The following is a 15,255-nucleotide window of genomic DNA, read 5'->3' on the forward strand; positions in this document are numbered from 1 at the left end:
ACCTTAGCTCATGTTGACAATCGGTGCCTGAGCAATCGCTTCTCTATCTTCGAATACCAACGGACTGAGTGGACGAAAGCCAAAAGTCGTACTAACGAGGTTATTAGGAAAGACTTCGCGATCGTTATTATAAAACATCACGCTGTCATTATAATGCTGACGCGCAAATCCAATGCGATTTTCCGTATTGGTTAGTTCGTCCATGAGTTCCTTGATCATACTATCGGCTTTTAGCTCTGGGTAGGCTTCGACGACAGCGGAGAATTGACTCAACGCTTTGGACAACATACCTTCTGCTTTTGCAAATAGTGCCATATGCTCTAGCGAGTCTGGCTGATGCTTATTAGAGTCTTGTAGATCTTGGGCATGATTGCGCGCGCTAATGACGCGAGTAAGTGTTTCTTCTTCATGACTCAAATAACGCTTGGCAGTTTCGACCAAGTTTGGAATCAGATCATGACGACGCTTTAATTGCACATCTATTTGAGCAAAGCCGTTCTTTGCTTGGTTACGTGCGCGTACCAATCTATTAAAAACGGATACCCCAAACACAACTACCAACACCACAAATGCAATGAATAGCCAAACAAACATCTTCATAATCAAACTCCAAGGTGTCTAGAATGTTAATAAAAAGTTAATACATTGTATTTTAACTCATATTAATCAATAAAACCTTAGAACTAGAACGGAACTACAAAGGAAATCGAACAGGAAGTTAGATTGAAAACTACATAAGCAATTAGCTAATCATCAGACAAAATTTTGACCCAAAAAAAGCCCTTTACAATTAAGGGCTTAATACATCACAAATATGTCTTTTATACTTTATAAATATAATTATCAAATTTTAGGCAAAAAAAAGCGACTCCATCAGCACATCCTCGGCACACATTATAACTATTACCGTTGCTACCTTCCGGTCCTGGCGGGATTCATAGAACAATGTTGCGAGGCTACCAATGGAGCCACCAGTCGCAAATTATACAAGAAATTTTTAATTTTGCAACCCCTACGATAAAACTGCGTTCAATAAATTGTTTAGAACGCCCAGGTGAATGATGTTTTGTCTTCAGATACTGACCACAGCTTGGTGGCTAGCGTCTCATCCAACACAACCTCATCTAATGGACATTCACCAACAGGGCCAACCGTTTGTGCTCGTTTTGTGGGTCCGTAGATTCTTTGAGGTTCAAGACCTGCTTGCGTAGCACACATCACCTCAGGCCATGCGCCTTTTTCAGCGGACTGGGCAATGAAACGAGACAACACAGCCCATAGCGCCTTATTAAAAGTACTCGCTGTATCCTTCAACAAGTTCGTACGCGATGCACCTGGGTGACAAACATAAACTTTTACGGCTTTTTCTGCCTTTTCAATGCGCTTTTGTAATTCAAAAGCAAACATCATTTGTGCCAGCTTGCTTTGAGCATATGCGTCCCAAGCGGTATATTTATGGTCGAAGTTTAGATCATCGAACTGAATGGTCTTTTTACCCATCTTGTAGGCGTTGCTACCCACCACCACAATACGCCCTTGGGATGACTCGATGCGCTCAAACAGCAAGCCACATAATAAAAAATGACCAAAATGATTGACGCCCAACTGACTCTCAAAGCCATCGACCGTATGTTCTTGTTTGGCCACTTGTGCGATTGCGCCATTACAGATCAATGCATCAATATTTGATACGGTGGCTAGCAACGTAGTCGCAGCGTTGCGTACACTGTCGAGCGCTGCCAAATCCATGTGTACAAACTTGACTTTAGCCTCAGCGCCAAACTCTTGTTGTAAGGTATTGATTGCGGCAACTGACTTTTGCTGGTTACGGTTTAGCATGACCACACTAGCACCTTTACCCAGTAGTATGCGTGTGGCCTCAAAGCCAGCGCCAGAGTTGGCACCTGTAATCACGTAAGTTTTGTTATGAAGAGAACCCAATAACTCAGGCGTCCATCCCTTTGGTCCAAATTGATTGCTTGTGATCATGGTATAGTATCCTATGCATTGTCTTGAAGCATACTATAACTCTCACACCCATCGATAAATAGGCGATATAATCTCTAAAACATGCCTATTTGTATCAATCTATTGAGCGCTGCACTAGCAGGTGATAAATTAATACGGTATTTTCAATCACTAAGTTTCTAATCACTAGTTTTTAATGACTGGGTTTTCAATTGGCTTACAACTCATGAGTAAAGAGCAAATCAAACAGATTATCGATAACTATATCGTGGAAGACGGCATGGTAGAAACGGGTGTGAGAGGTGTCAAGCTCTTTCGGATGACCTCCTCCGTGCGCTGTGCACCAGCGGTGTATGAACCGTCTATAATAGCTATCGTGAGCGGTGCCAAAGAAGCCATTTTGGATGGTTATCGCTATATGTATGACAGTAGCCAATATCTCTGCTGCTCAATGTCGATGCCAGTAGAAGCAGGTACGCCTACTGCCTCCCCTGACAACCCTCTGATAGGGGTCTATGTTTCTTTAGATACTAAGGTGATGACTGAGCTCTCAATTGAGATGCACAGTCGGGCGACAGGCATCCTACGTCAGTCTCAGAGTACTTCCCTGCCTTTAGGATTGGCGCTTTCACACTGGGACGATGCTTTCACTGAGGCATTGCTACGCTTATTGTTCTTGATAGACAATCCAGTCGATACATCGATATTGGGAGAGAACCGTTTACGTGAGCTTTACTATGCACTATTAAAGGGGGAATCAGGAGCGTCAGCGCAGCGCGCATTTGGTGTGGGCAATGAAATCGCGCAATCTATCGAATATTTATCGACGCGTTTGGATGAGGTGATTACCATTGAGGACATGGCCAAACATGTAGGAATGAGCCGCGCGGTATTGCACCGTAAATTCAAGCAAGCTACATCGATGTCGCCTATTCAATTTGTAAAATCCATGCGCTTAAACACAGCGGCCATGAAAATAGCCACAGGTATGAATGTAAATACAGCAGCCATGCAAGTGGGTTACGCCAGCTCATCACAATTTAGTAGAGAGTTTAAACGTCTATATGGCAGCTCTCCTAAACAATGGACCAGTGAACATCGACACTTAGACAACCCTGCTTATTCCTAATAGCGACAAACTGCCCTTACGGTCGTAAAAAGAACCATCTTTGGCTATGTTTATCACTGTAACGTAGCTCACAAAATTCTCACAGCAACTTATATGAATTTTGCTATGTTAGTGGATGAAGTTGCACCCATGTCGATTTCTAGAGAACAATAGGGACAACTTTTCATGTATAAATGAGCGTTGATAATTGTCATTTATATATTATTAGAATCAACTTAGGAGATAATAATGAAAAATACTTTATTGAATAAAGCAGCACTAGCTTCTGGTACGGTTTGTCTTATGACAGCGATGATGGGTAGCGCCCATGCAGAGCCAACAGGCTATGATCAACTGACGTTTCAAACAGAAATAAAAGAAGAAATTCAGAACGATGAAGTACGCGCCAGCTTGTACAAAAAAGCACAAGCAGCTGACTCTAAGACTTTAGCCACAATGCTTAACACCTCAATCAATAATGCCATGAAAATCGCCAAGCGCTACCCTAGCGTGACCGTGAGCACAGGGCAACAGCGCACCTATCCACGCTACGACAAAAACGATAAAATCATTGGCTGGACAGGTCAAGCAAACATAGACTTAAAAAGTACAGACTTTTCAGCAACTAGCCAACTAATTGCTGACTTGCAAGAAACATTAGTGATGGACAATCTTAATTTTGGTGTATCAGATACCAAAAAGGATGCGCTAGAGCAAAAATTAATGACCGAAGCCTCTCGCGCTTTTCAGCAGCAAGCTAAGAGCCTTACCCGCGCTTGGGATGCTCGTGGCTACCGCGTCGTCAATGTTAACCTAAACACAGGTAGCAACTATCCACGTCCAATGTATAGCGCTATGAGCATGAAATCAGGAATGGCAGACGAGTCAGTACCAAGCCAAAGCTTTGAGTCTGGTAACAGCACTATTTCGGTGACTGCTAACGGTACTATCGAGTTAACTAAATAAGACAGCTTATAGTTAAAATAAGTGATTTACATCAAAAAAGGGCAAGCATCGTTAACGATGCTTGCCCTTTTATTTTGCTAGCGATATCTATTTATTATATTCAATCATTATTGAGACTATCATTGAGACCATTATTGTGACTGAGCAACTTCCTGTTGACGCAGTTTTAGCATCAATTTTTGATACCAAGCTAGCTTTTGATAAGCCAACAGCTGCGCAGCCTTTCTTTTGTTGTCTTGCAATGTGGTCGTGTTTTGAATCACATATACAGTACGTGTAATTTGCTCAAGTGTTTGGCCAGTTTCGCTTTGTACAACCGCCTTGATTGTATGAGCACCTGGCAAAACATCAACAGTAGCAATAGATGCACTTAAACCTTGTGCAACCTCTTTATCATCAAAATAAATACGGGCGCTATCACCTGCCTGTAACGCAGGCTTAATCTGCACATTGACATCGATATTCTGTACTGGACGACGATAGGCTCTCTCTTCGCTAGGTTCAGTAATGGCTAACTGATAGTTTACTGGCGTGGTAACCTTAGTATTTATCGCAGCCGACTCAGTAGTAGTCGCCTGCGACGCATTTGATGATTGGCGACTTGTACTAGAATTGGTTGTCGTATTCAGACTAGTTGACCTGCTCGTCTCATTACCTGTCGTAATAGCCATTTGACTGACTTGTTTGCCAGCTTGCTGCTCATAATCCTGTGGACGGTCAGTAAAGGTGACTTGACCGGTTTGCTCATCGACCACTTTGTAAATAGGCGCAGCATTCGTGAGAGATGCACAAAGACTGGCTGTAAAGACGAGTAAACCTGTAAATAACATCTTATTTTTGGTATGACTGCGTATGGTCATGGCGGTCTGAATCAAACGGGAATGTTTTGAGAGTGAGTGCATAGTCAGTCAACCTAATAAGTGCGCGTATTTAACAAATATGATAGTACCATTATGGGGTATTTTTCAGCGAATAACACTAGGGCGTGTCCACAATCTGAGTATTAAACATTGAACGCTTCATGGCAGTGCCTGTTGTTATAATTATGATGGCTGATTTAAGTAATAAGTATTTACTCTATTGGCGATATATTCCACGTTTCTATCAAATCCCATATTGCAGTATCAATCGCTTGTGCTTGGTCAAGGTTTTTACGATCTGTATACCAGTTGATTTCTATACCGCTATAGATAGGTTCTCTTGACTCTACAGTTACAGGATAATTCTTAAATGTTGGGATATAGTAAGAGAAGCCTGAAACAAGAGGGTTGGTAGATTCACCAAAGCACCTTCTTTGATTATCATGCTTTCCCTTAAAACGATAACAAGTCACCCCATTATTAGTCTCTGCAGAATCAGCATCCAACTCTAGTATTGAGTAATTATCAAAAGACTGCTTGGTATTTCCCCCTAGAGAATAATTATTTACAACAACTTTCACCTGATCAGGATGATCTAACGTGTCGTTAGAGTAGACACTCCTATCCGACGCTTGTACCCATGAGCCATTGAGCATCAGATTAAACTCATATCTTCTGCCTGAGTGCTTAGAGATAGGCATGTCTCTTGCCTCTGACTCGCTTATCTTGTCAAATCTTGTAGGTTGATAATCAATAGGAAACTGCCCAAGATAACGCTCATACTGTGGTCGATAGAACTCGGCTTCCCCTCTTTTAGAGTGGTTTTCAAGAGAGTGCTCTCGCCTTTGTCCGACTTCAGCTTTTAAAATAAGATGATTATTAATCTTCCAAGTAACGATATCGCCCTCTTTATAAGGATCTTGCTTTTTATCTTGTTGCATACAACTTATTTGAAACAGTGACAAGGTTATTATTACTAAAGAGCTTAACGTTGAAAGCTTCATGGTAGTGCCTGTTGTTATAATTATGATGGCTGATTTTGAAACATTGAGCGTTACGACCAGTATTTACTATCGAGCATTCATTCTTATGCCATTCACAAAAATTAGAGTGGCAAGGAAAACAAGTGCAAGTACTACGCATTGTAGACTAAACGAGTTTGACACAGCTAATCGTATTTTTTGGGTTTGGTATTAATCTCTTATTTTAAGATAATTATTAGGGCGTGTCTTCATTTCAAAAATGGTGATAAAAATGAGATAAATTGCCGTTAAACAAAGAAAATAGCGCAAATAATATCGGGATATTAACCAGCTATTTGATGATGTTTGGCAAGATTTAGCAATTTTTAGCCCATTTAGATGACTATCGAGTGAATTGAAGACACGCCCTAGTTTAAATTCCATAAAAAAACCAGCTAAGAATAACTTAGCTGGTTTTTTTGACTCAAAACAACTGAGTGTTTTAGCGACTAATTAGCAGCTGTAGTACATGTCAAATTCGACAGGGTGTACAGTTACATTCAGACGTTGTACTTCTTCTTCTTTCAAAGCGATAAACGCTTCTAGCATGTCTTCAGTGAAGACATCGCCTTTTAATAAGAAGTCATGATCGTCACGCAGTGCTTGTAGTGCAACATCTAAGCTCTCTGCAACCGTTGGGATTTGTGCTTCTTCTTCTGGTGGCAAGTCATACAAGTTTTTGTCAGCAGCTTCACCTGGATGTATTTTGTTTTGGATACCGTCAAGGCCAGCCATCAATAGTGCAGCAAACGCTAAATATGGGTTAGCCGTTGGATCAGGGAAACGTGCTTCTACACGTACCGCTTTCGGGCTGCTCACGTGTGGAATACGGATAGATGCTGAACGGTTAGATGCTGAATAAGCAAGTTTAATAGGCGCTTCATAATGAGGAACTAGGCGCTTATAGCTGTTCGTTGATGGGTTAGTAATCGCATTCAACGCACGAGCATGCTTGATAATACCGCCAATGAAGTACAATGCTGTTTCAGACAGACCAGCATACTCATCACCAGAGAATGTGTTTACGCCGTCTTTTGAGATTGACATATGTACGTGCATACCTGAACCGTTATCACCAACGATTGGCTTAGGCATAAAGGTCGCTGTTTTACCAAACTGATGCGCAACGTTATGAACAACATATTTCAATTGCTGAACTTCATCCGCTTTACGTACCATTGTGTTGAATGCAACACCGATCTCAGACTGGCAAGAAGCAACTTCATGGTGGTGAACTTCAACTGAACCTTCACCAACGATTTCTTCGATGCGTTCACACATAACAGCACGCATATCATGTGAGCTATCGATCGGTGGTACTGGGAAATAACCGCCTTTCACACGTGGGCGATGCGCCATGTTGCCCCACTCGTAAGTCTCGTTAGTCGACCATGCTGCTTCTTCAGCCGTGATTTTATGACTAACGCCAGACATATCAACTGACCATTTAACATCGTCAAATACAAAGAACTCAGGCTCTGGACCGAAGTAAGCAGTATCACCGATACCAGTAGACTTTAAGTACTCTTCAGCGCGACGTGCGATAGAACGTGGGTCACGGTCATAACCTTGTAGCGTTGATGGCTCGATGATATCGCAAGTCACTACCACAGTCACCGCGTCAAAGAACGGGTCAACAAAAGCAGTTTCTGGATCAGGACGCAAGATCATATCTGACGCTTCGATACCTTTCCAACCAGCGATTGATGAGCCATCAAACATTTTGCCATCTTCCATGACATCTTCATCAACGGTATGCGCTGGGAAGCTGATGTGCTGCTCTTTGCCGCGTGTATCAGTAAAGCGAAAATCAACCCATTTAGCATTAGAGGATTGGATAAGATCTAATAGTTTATTCGACATGAATAGTCTCCGTTGTGTTGATCACGTAATTGCGATTTAAAATTATTAATATGATGTTCTTGTCCAAGAATGTCAGATGTGCTCTCAATACTAAAATAGCGCATTCGATATTATGCTTATTATCAGCACTATTTTGCGTATTAGTCAAGATGCTCATCTAAAGCGTTTACTCAATCAGACCAATATTTGTGCACATGGTCTAACATACGCCAATTCAATCCTAACGACATTCTAGCAATATACAACTCATAATGCTGAACTCTTCGGGCTCTTGTTAATAATTATTTTTAGACCAGCTTTTTGGCTTTAAAAATAATCATAACAGCAATAATGCAAAGGCTATGCCAATGTATTGACGCTCTGATAACAGATATAGTTATAGATAGATTTAATTATCAATATTTACAGTGATTTATACGATTAATATCGTTATATATTAATTAATTCTCATCTAGTTCGGTTTTAGAATACCACTTAATTAGAGCACCAATTGAGAACCAAAGGCACTTAATTGGTGCAAATTAAAATATATTTATCGTTATAATGCTATTTATTGGTGCGCCGTTAACAGCTGAATTTATAACATTATCTCTAACTACATTAGTTTATTCGTCGACAAAATAATAAAAAATATGTTTTTACTTGGTGCTTACTTAGATAGCCTATACCCTACATTTGATAGAAAACAAAATAGTGGTAAGATAACCGCGCGCAATAACCCCCTCTGTTATAGTCATAGCTGCTTGTGTCCGGCAATCAAGTGACTCTATAACAGTGAAAACAAATTTTATGTTTAAAATATAATAAAACTGATAAGTTGAAGCCTTAATGATTTTGATGATCGATAATTACGATAGCTTTACGTACAATATCGTACAGTACTTCGGTGAGCTAAAGCAGGACATTATTGTCTGGCGTAATGATCAGGTCAGCATTGAGCAGATTAAAACCCTCGCACCTGATGTCATTGTGATTGGCCCAGGTCCGTGCGACCCTGACCGTGCGGGTATTTCGCTGCAAGCCATTGAGACATTTAAAGGAATTATTCCTATACTGGGTATTTGCTTGGGTCATCAAGCTATCGGTCAAGCCTTTGGCGGTCAAGTGGTCAAAGCTGGCGAAGTCATGCATGGCCGCTTATCCGCTATCTATCACAACGAGCAAGGTGTGTTTGCTGGATTACCCAACCCGTCACAGGTTACGCGCTATCATTCACTCGTCATTGATAAGACAAGCCTACCAGACTGCCTTGAGCTCACTGCATGGACACAGAATGCTGATGGTAGTATTGAGGAAATCATGGGTATTCGCCATAAGGATTTTGCTGTAGAAGGTGTCCAGTTCCATCCTGAGTCAATATTGAGCGAAGCAGGTTATCAATTGCTCAATAACTTTTTACAGACTCATGGCTTGGCTACTCTGACATCCGATGAGCTACCGCAAGTTGGCTAGATTTGACTAAAAGCACGTCGGTAAAAAATACTGCTTTCATAAGCCCATGCCAAATTCCACACAGATTCATATAAAAAATAATAGTAAGTGAGACTACAATGAGTACGACAACAATAGAAGAAACGCACACACCAGAGAGTATTGCAGAATTGTCTGATGAGCAAACGCATCAATTGCTAACCACAGCTTTGGGTAGAATATTTCAACACATTGACTTAACCTTTGATGAGATGTATCAAGTGATGCTCATCATCATGCAAGGTAGATGTAGCGACGCTATGATGGGCGCTATCTTGACAGGCCTACGCATGAAAGGCGAATCCATCGACGAGATTACTGCATCAGCCAGCGCCATGCGTGCACTAGCCGCCAACATTAAACCAAAGAACTGCGACTACTTGGTAGATATCGTTGGTACTGGCGGCGATGGTGCTAATCTGTTCAATGTCTCGACTGCGTCGGCATTGGTTGTTGCGGCAGCTGGTGCACAAGTTGCTAAGCACGGCAATCGCGGCGTCTCAACCAAATCTGGTAGCTCAGACTTACTTGAGCAAGCAGGCATCAGTCTAGCGCTCACGCCAGAGCAGGCAAAAGACTGTATCGAAAACCAAGGTATTGGATTTTTATTTGCACCCAATCATCATAGTGCCATGCGTTATGCCAACCCTGTACGCCGTGAGCTAAAGGCACGTACCATCTTTAATATTTTAGGCCCATTGACCAACCCTGCTGGCACGCCAAACTTAGTCATTGGTGTATTTACTGCGCAGCTATGTGAGCCAATTGCCAAAGTGATGAAAAACTTAGGCGCACGTCATGTCATGGTAGTAGGCGCGAAAGATGGTCTTGATGAAATCAGTCTTGCGACTTCGACCACAGTCGCTGAGCTAAAAGATGGCGAGATATCAGTCTATGACATGATGCCAGAAGATGCGGGTATCGAGTCACAAACTCTTATTGGCCTCGATGTCGACTCTCCAGCACAAAGTCTTGAGTTGATTCGTGCTGCGCTATCTGGAGCCGACACTCATGACCGTGCCGTACTTAAAGCACGTGATATGATTGCGCTAAATGCAGGTGCCGCGATATACACCGCAGGACTTGCCAGCAACTACCCTAACGGTGTTAGCCGAGCACAAAAAATTATTCAAAATGGCGATGCTTTACTAAAACTTGAGTCTTTGGCCAACTATACCCAACAGTTAGTCGCTCAAGGTTAACTTATAAGCACTTATATACTGTCTATAGTCAAAGAAATCTAAAACGGATACAAGGCAGCCAACCATAGATTGTACAAATCGTACATCTAAGGAGGATAACGCCGTAGCCATTTAGTAGTTACTAATAGTTCTCTGACTATATTTACATTTAACGATATTCGGATACCAGTATGACCACAACCCATTCAGATATACCGTCAGTGCTACAGCGCATTGTCGCCACCAAAGTAGAAGAAGTAAAAGTCGCTCGCGAAGCATTGTCTCTAGAGGACTTGCAAACACAGGTCGCAGCTGATGATAAACCGCGTCGAGGTTTTGCCGCAGCATTACGTGCTGCTGGCACTAAAGAAAATGGTATCGGTATCATTGCTGAGATTAAAAAAGCCTCACCGTCTAAAGGCATTATCAATCATAACTTTACCCCTGCTCTATTTGCGCAGCAGTATGAGCAAGCGGGCGCTAGTTGTCTGTCTGTATTGACCGATCGTGATTACTTTCAGGGTGATGACAGCTACCTTATTCAGGCGGCTAATACCTCAAGCTTACCGATATTACGTAAAGACTTTATGATTGATGTCTATCAAATCTATCAATCTTACCTAATGGGCGCTGACTGCATCCTACTCATTATGGCTTGCCTAGATGATGCGCAAGTACGAGAGTTACATGCACTCAGTATTGAGCTTGGTATGGACGTATTGATAGAAGTGCATACCCAATCTGAGCTTGAGCGTGCGCTACAGTTGCCACGCTCAGCACACAATATCTACGGTATTAATAACCGTGATTTGAATACCTTCGATGTTGACCTGCAAACCACGCTTGATCTTAAGAATATTTTAAACGACGCACTTGCTACTGATAGTGCTGAGCAAAAACCACTTATCGTGACCGAGAGCGGCATTCATAGCAGTGATGATATCCGTCTCATGTTAAACAATAAGATTCAGCACTTTCTAATCGGTGAACAATTTATGAAAACCGACCATCCAGGGCAAGCGTTACAATCCTTACTTGCGGGCGTCGCAGCAGACGGGTAAAGTAACTCAATAATTTATGCTTAAATATATGCTAATAGCTTGAACAATGTCTGCGCTATAGACATAGTTCAATCAACCATTCATCAATCAACGATACGTTAACTTTTATGTCAAACTCTCTGTTTTCAAAAGAAATGCAAGACCAGCTCAAAGAACTCAAAGGCCAACTGAGCAAAGGCCGTGATACCAATTCACCTGAAGGTGAGAACCAAAAGCCAACTGAGCCGGTATCGCTACCGACTCAAAAGCAAGTAAAAAAGACAGTCAAGCAGCTAGACAGTGAACATATCGATGACGATAAAGTGCTGTTTATGCAAGCCATGCATGGTGTCAATCAGCTAGAAGATAAAAATGTTCGTTCACCTGCCAGCGCAACTAGAGCAGGCAAACCTGATGCAGCGACACTATCAAAACGAGCGGCGGCTCAAGGTAGTGAAGCCAGTGATTTAGGTGCAGGTTTATCAGATATGCAAGCACTACTAAACCCTGTCGCTGCTGAAGCTTATTTGTCTTATAAGCAACCAACACTGCAAAATAAAATCTTTGATCAGCTCAAAAAAGGCAAGCTGCGTTGGTATGACGCGGTAGATATCCATGGCTGTACGATAGAAGAAGCACGCGAAGCGATGACTCAACTATTGAGCCAAGCCAAGCAGAAAAACGAAACCATGGTAAAAATTGTCCATGGTAAAGGTAGCGAAGCGATTCTAAAAACCTGTATCAATGGCTGGTTACGTCAATTGCCAGAAGTACTGGCGTTTTGCTCTGCGCCACCAAAAGACGGTGGTAACGGTGCTGTATTGGTACTACTTAAAAAACCTAAAGCAGATAGCGAATAGGTCTATTGTTAGTGATACGGTACTACATAAAAAGGACTGCTTATTTGCAGTCCTTTTTTTATCACTCATCCATGGCTCAGACATGGATTGTAACGATGTTTCCTTTAATGAATGCCTTCTTTCATGTACATTCCATTTAATGTTAGCTTCTTACTCTCTATCAGTATATTGACTGGAGCACCTTCTTATTAGCAAAGCGAAATCACTATGAGCATACAGACTATTGAAAACACCAACGAACTAGAACAGCAAATTGCTGCGCTGATTGCCATTGAACCAAGGTTTGCTCCTGTCCATAAGCAGGTCGGGACACCTAATCTTAGGCATAATGCAGGTGGGTTTGAGCAGTTGATGAGAGCGATGGTTGGTCAGCAGTTATCAGTTGCCGCCGCTGCCAGTATTTGGAAACGGTTGGTTGATGCAGAATTGTTCACCCCGCAAGCGATACGCAAAGCGACAGATGATACTTTGAAGACACAAGGATTGTCTAAGCAAAAAACTCGTTACGTGCGTTCATTAGTAGATCATGATATAGACTTTGCAGCCTTAGAAACCTTGTCAAATGAAGAAGCCATAACAACTTTGACAGCTGTGACAGGCATTGGGCGTTGGACAGCTGAGATGTATTTATTATTTTCATTAAAACGTGCAGACATACTCGCTGTCGATGATTTGGCCATTAAAGTTGCAGCCATGGAGTTGTTAGGTTTAGCAGAGCGCCCAACACCCAAGCAGCTTAAAGATCTAACTCAGCACTGGTCACCTTATCGCAGCGCTGCCAGTCTATTGCTTTGGTCGTACTACGGCTCATTACGTGATAAAACCGCAGTACCTTTATAACTAATTGAGCAAAAACTGAGCTAGTGTTATTCACTACCATTCGTGAGCAAAGAGTCTCTTTTAAGGCTGGTTCCATATAGAAAAACCAATCTTTCTTTTGGTATGCTTAAATTTGCTTTTTCTTAGCATACGACTTTTATGTTTTAGTGCTTTGAGCGCCCCACTTCGGCTTACGGTTGCCAGAGATGGATTATGCTGGTTTGATGCATTGGCAGCATTATTATTGTCTTCGTCTTTAGTGGCATCAACGTTTTTAGTGATATCAACACCGTCACCATTATCTATGCCAACGTTTGTTTCATGATTATTTGTATCGCTATTATTCTCTGAGCTACCTTCCTCTGTTTCAACAGTGCTACTTCCCACATGATCTTCAAGCTCCGTTTGATTAACAATCAACTGCTGAGTCGGCAATGCATGTTCTACTTTATATTTCGCGACTTTCTTTAATATATCGACAAACAAAGCGTTTTGTTTATCATAGAACTCAATGATACCAATAGCATTCACATAAGCTTGCAACTGAATAACATAGCAATCTTGGCGCAACTCCAAAATATTGACCTGATTCCATTCTTGATTGGTCAAATCATGCTCTTTTATAAATTCATCCAAGTCATTAACCATTTTGAATATTACGTCAAGATCAGCGGTACGCTTAATATATAAGTAATGGAAAAAACGAAACATATCGCGAGAGGTAAAGTTTTCGATCTGCATCGATGAAAAATCACCGTTTGGTACCGTGACAATCGTCCGCGACAAGGTCCGTACGCGCGATGAGCGAATACCAATATCAATAACTGTGCCTTCATAAGTACCAAATTTACAATAGTCACCGATACGCACAGGTGAATCGGCGACGACGACGACACTACCAACTAAGTTTTCAATCGTCTTTTGCGCACCAAGAGCTAACGCCAAACCACCCACACCCAGTGCCGCAATACCAGTGGTCAAATCAAAACCCAAATTGCCAAAAATAACAATCACTGCAAATATCAGTAATAGCGCTTTGACAACCTTGCGCAGCAGTCCCAAAATTGAGACACGCTCAGTATAGTTTTTCTTGTAGCTTAGATTTACCGCTCGGGTGAATATCGCATCGATCACTCGCAATAGTAGCCAAGTCAGCGCCAACCAGGAAGCAATATCTGTAAAGCGATTGACCGGCTCACGCAGGGTCACCGAAACCCCTGCATAAACCATAACTTCAGATAGTATCAGGGCCATGATCACAACAGATAATGGCAAAATAACTTTGTCGGGCAATGGCAACGACGTCCCGCGCACACGCGGATATACAATCCTTAATAAGTGGTATAGCAACCATACCGCGACATAAGTAAGTACAAAGCTAGTCACAATCATGGTGAGCGCGGCGACCAAATCAGCTAGTTGATAGCCAAAAAGCTTTTTACCATCTAAAGAATCAACCGTATAGCGAGAGACCAAAGTCGGCTCAGTATTTTCTATCACTTCTGGTACTGAGGTCAGTGTATCGCTAGAGAATTGCCAATATTGTTCGTTTTGTTTTGAGACCACCCTTTCTAGCAATAGCGGAACACTTCGCTCCCCGATATTAATCACACCGACATTTTCTTGGCTAGGTGGCAGTTGGTCAGTTAGATTACCCTCAGGTGAATTGCTAATCTGTAGATCCGGCTGAAAACGCCCTCCTGCATCCAGTGCCTGTTTGAACTGTCGCACAACGGTCGTTGGGTTATCGGACTTTGATAAGTTGAGATAATTACTTGCCAGCAAATAATCATTTTCGCCCAACGCACTGATAAACCCTTGTACCGTATGACGCGGCGTATCTCGTCCGAATGAATCAGGCAATGGCGTACTTACTGTCTCTCCACTACTGTCATTACCCACTCCAAGCGCACCAGCCTCAACAGCATAGGCATTATTTGGCAAGGCAATACTCAACAGCATAGTCAGTAATAGCATTGCGACTATAAATGGCATCTTAGTAATAACAGGGAATAAATTAGGCGAAGGACTGGGAGTCAGATTGTGCTTGATAGACAAAACAAACCTCTTAGTTTAAATGGCATGATAAATGACAGGT

Annotated in this window: 13 protein-coding genes and 1 other RNA gene; 7 read left to right on the plus strand and 7 right to left on the minus strand. The window is 42.0% G+C overall.

The genetic code is table 11. The features are described from left to right. Positions 1-3: 3 nt before the first annotated feature. From SJY28_RS10720 to SJY28_RS10730, 3 genes are all read right to left on the minus strand, one after another. Positions 4-600: a LemA family protein gene (locus SJY28_RS10720; RefSeq protein WP_379544437.1), complete on the minus strand. Its 597-nt coding sequence runs from the start codon at positions 598-600 to the stop codon at positions 4-6. A gap of 268 nt (positions 601-868) precedes the next feature. Next, positions 869-965, minus strand: an RNA gene (ffs, locus tag SJY28_RS10725) — signal recognition particle sRNA small type. Positions 966-1,041: 76 nt separating this feature from the next. Then, positions 1,042-1,989 carry an SDR family oxidoreductase gene (locus SJY28_RS10730; RefSeq protein WP_379544438.1) on the minus strand — a complete coding sequence of 316 codons (948 nt, stop codon included), beginning with the start codon at positions 1,987-1,989 and terminating at the stop codon, positions 1,042-1,044. 205 nt (positions 1,990-2,194) lie between these two features. On the opposite strand from SJY28_RS10730, the gene SJY28_RS10735 reads away from it, so the two are divergent. Beyond that, positions 2,195-3,097, plus strand: coding sequence for an AraC family transcriptional regulator N-terminal domain-containing protein (locus SJY28_RS10735; protein ID WP_379544439.1), 903 nt, complete (start codon positions 2,195-2,197; stop codon positions 3,095-3,097). A gap of 228 nt (positions 3,098-3,325) precedes the next feature. Next, complete coding sequence (locus tag SJY28_RS10740) at positions 3,326-4,042, plus strand: SIMPL domain-containing protein (RefSeq protein WP_379544440.1); 717 nt, start codon at positions 3,326-3,328, stop codon at positions 4,040-4,042. 131 nt (positions 4,043-4,173) lie between these two features. On the opposite strand, the gene SJY28_RS10745 is transcribed toward SJY28_RS10740, so the two are convergent. From SJY28_RS10745 to glnA, 3 genes are all read right to left on the minus strand, one after another. Further along, positions 4,174-4,944: a DUF4124 domain-containing protein gene (locus tag SJY28_RS10745; RefSeq protein WP_379544441.1), complete on the minus strand. Its 771-nt coding sequence runs from the start codon at positions 4,942-4,944 to the stop codon at positions 4,174-4,176. A 170-nt stretch (positions 4,945-5,114) separates the two neighbouring features. After that, a complete protein-coding gene (locus SJY28_RS10750; protein WP_379544442.1) occupies positions 5,115-5,906 on the minus strand; it encodes a hypothetical protein in 792 nt (263 codons plus the stop codon). A gap of 471 nt (positions 5,907-6,377) precedes the next feature. After that, on the minus strand, positions 6,378-7,787 hold the full coding sequence (gene glnA / locus SJY28_RS10755) for a type I glutamate--ammonia ligase (protein ID WP_379544443.1): 1,410 nt from the start codon (positions 7,785-7,787) through the stop codon (positions 6,378-6,380). An 828-nt stretch (positions 7,788-8,615) separates the two neighbouring features. Here glnA and SJY28_RS10760 point away from each other — a divergent pair. The 5 genes from SJY28_RS10760 to SJY28_RS10780 all read left to right on the plus strand — a co-directional run bounded on the left by SJY28_RS10760 (position 8,616) and on the right by SJY28_RS10780 (position 13,178). Next, positions 8,616-9,239 carry an anthranilate synthase component II gene (locus SJY28_RS10760; protein ID WP_379544444.1) on the plus strand — a complete coding sequence of 208 codons (624 nt, stop codon included), beginning with the start codon at positions 8,616-8,618 and terminating at the stop codon, positions 9,237-9,239. Positions 9,240-9,337: 98 nt separating this feature from the next. Further along, on the plus strand, positions 9,338-10,459 hold the full coding sequence (gene trpD, locus SJY28_RS10765; protein WP_341609253.1) for an anthranilate phosphoribosyltransferase: 1,122 nt from the start codon (positions 9,338-9,340) through the stop codon (positions 10,457-10,459). Between the two features lie 170 nt (positions 10,460-10,629). After that, entirely contained in the window at positions 10,630-11,499 is an 870-nt protein-coding gene (trpC, locus tag SJY28_RS10770) for an indole-3-glycerol phosphate synthase TrpC (protein WP_379544445.1), read from the plus strand. 107 nt (positions 11,500-11,606) lie between these two features. After that, the gene (locus tag SJY28_RS10775) at positions 11,607-12,338 is read left to right on the plus strand and encodes a Smr/MutS family protein (protein WP_379544446.1); all 732 of its coding nucleotides are present in this window, start codon (positions 11,607-11,609) and stop codon (positions 12,336-12,338) included. A gap of 207 nt (positions 12,339-12,545) precedes the next feature. Continuing rightward, positions 12,546-13,178 carry a DNA-3-methyladenine glycosylase family protein gene (locus tag SJY28_RS10780; protein WP_379544447.1) on the plus strand — a complete coding sequence of 211 codons (633 nt, stop codon included), beginning with the start codon at positions 12,546-12,548 and terminating at the stop codon, positions 13,176-13,178. A 60-nt stretch (positions 13,179-13,238) separates the two neighbouring features. Here the strand turns inward: SJY28_RS10780 and SJY28_RS10785 are convergent, their stop codons facing one another. Further along, the gene (locus SJY28_RS10785; protein WP_379544985.1) at positions 13,239-15,152 is read right to left on the minus strand and encodes a mechanosensitive ion channel family protein; all 1,914 of its coding nucleotides are present in this window, start codon (positions 15,150-15,152) and stop codon (positions 13,239-13,241) included. Positions 15,153-15,255 lie beyond the last annotated feature (103 nt).

The organism is Psychrobacter sp. R86515 (genome assembly GCF_042466315.1).
Taxonomy (GTDB): domain Bacteria; phylum Pseudomonadota; class Gammaproteobacteria; order Pseudomonadales; family Moraxellaceae; genus Psychrobacter.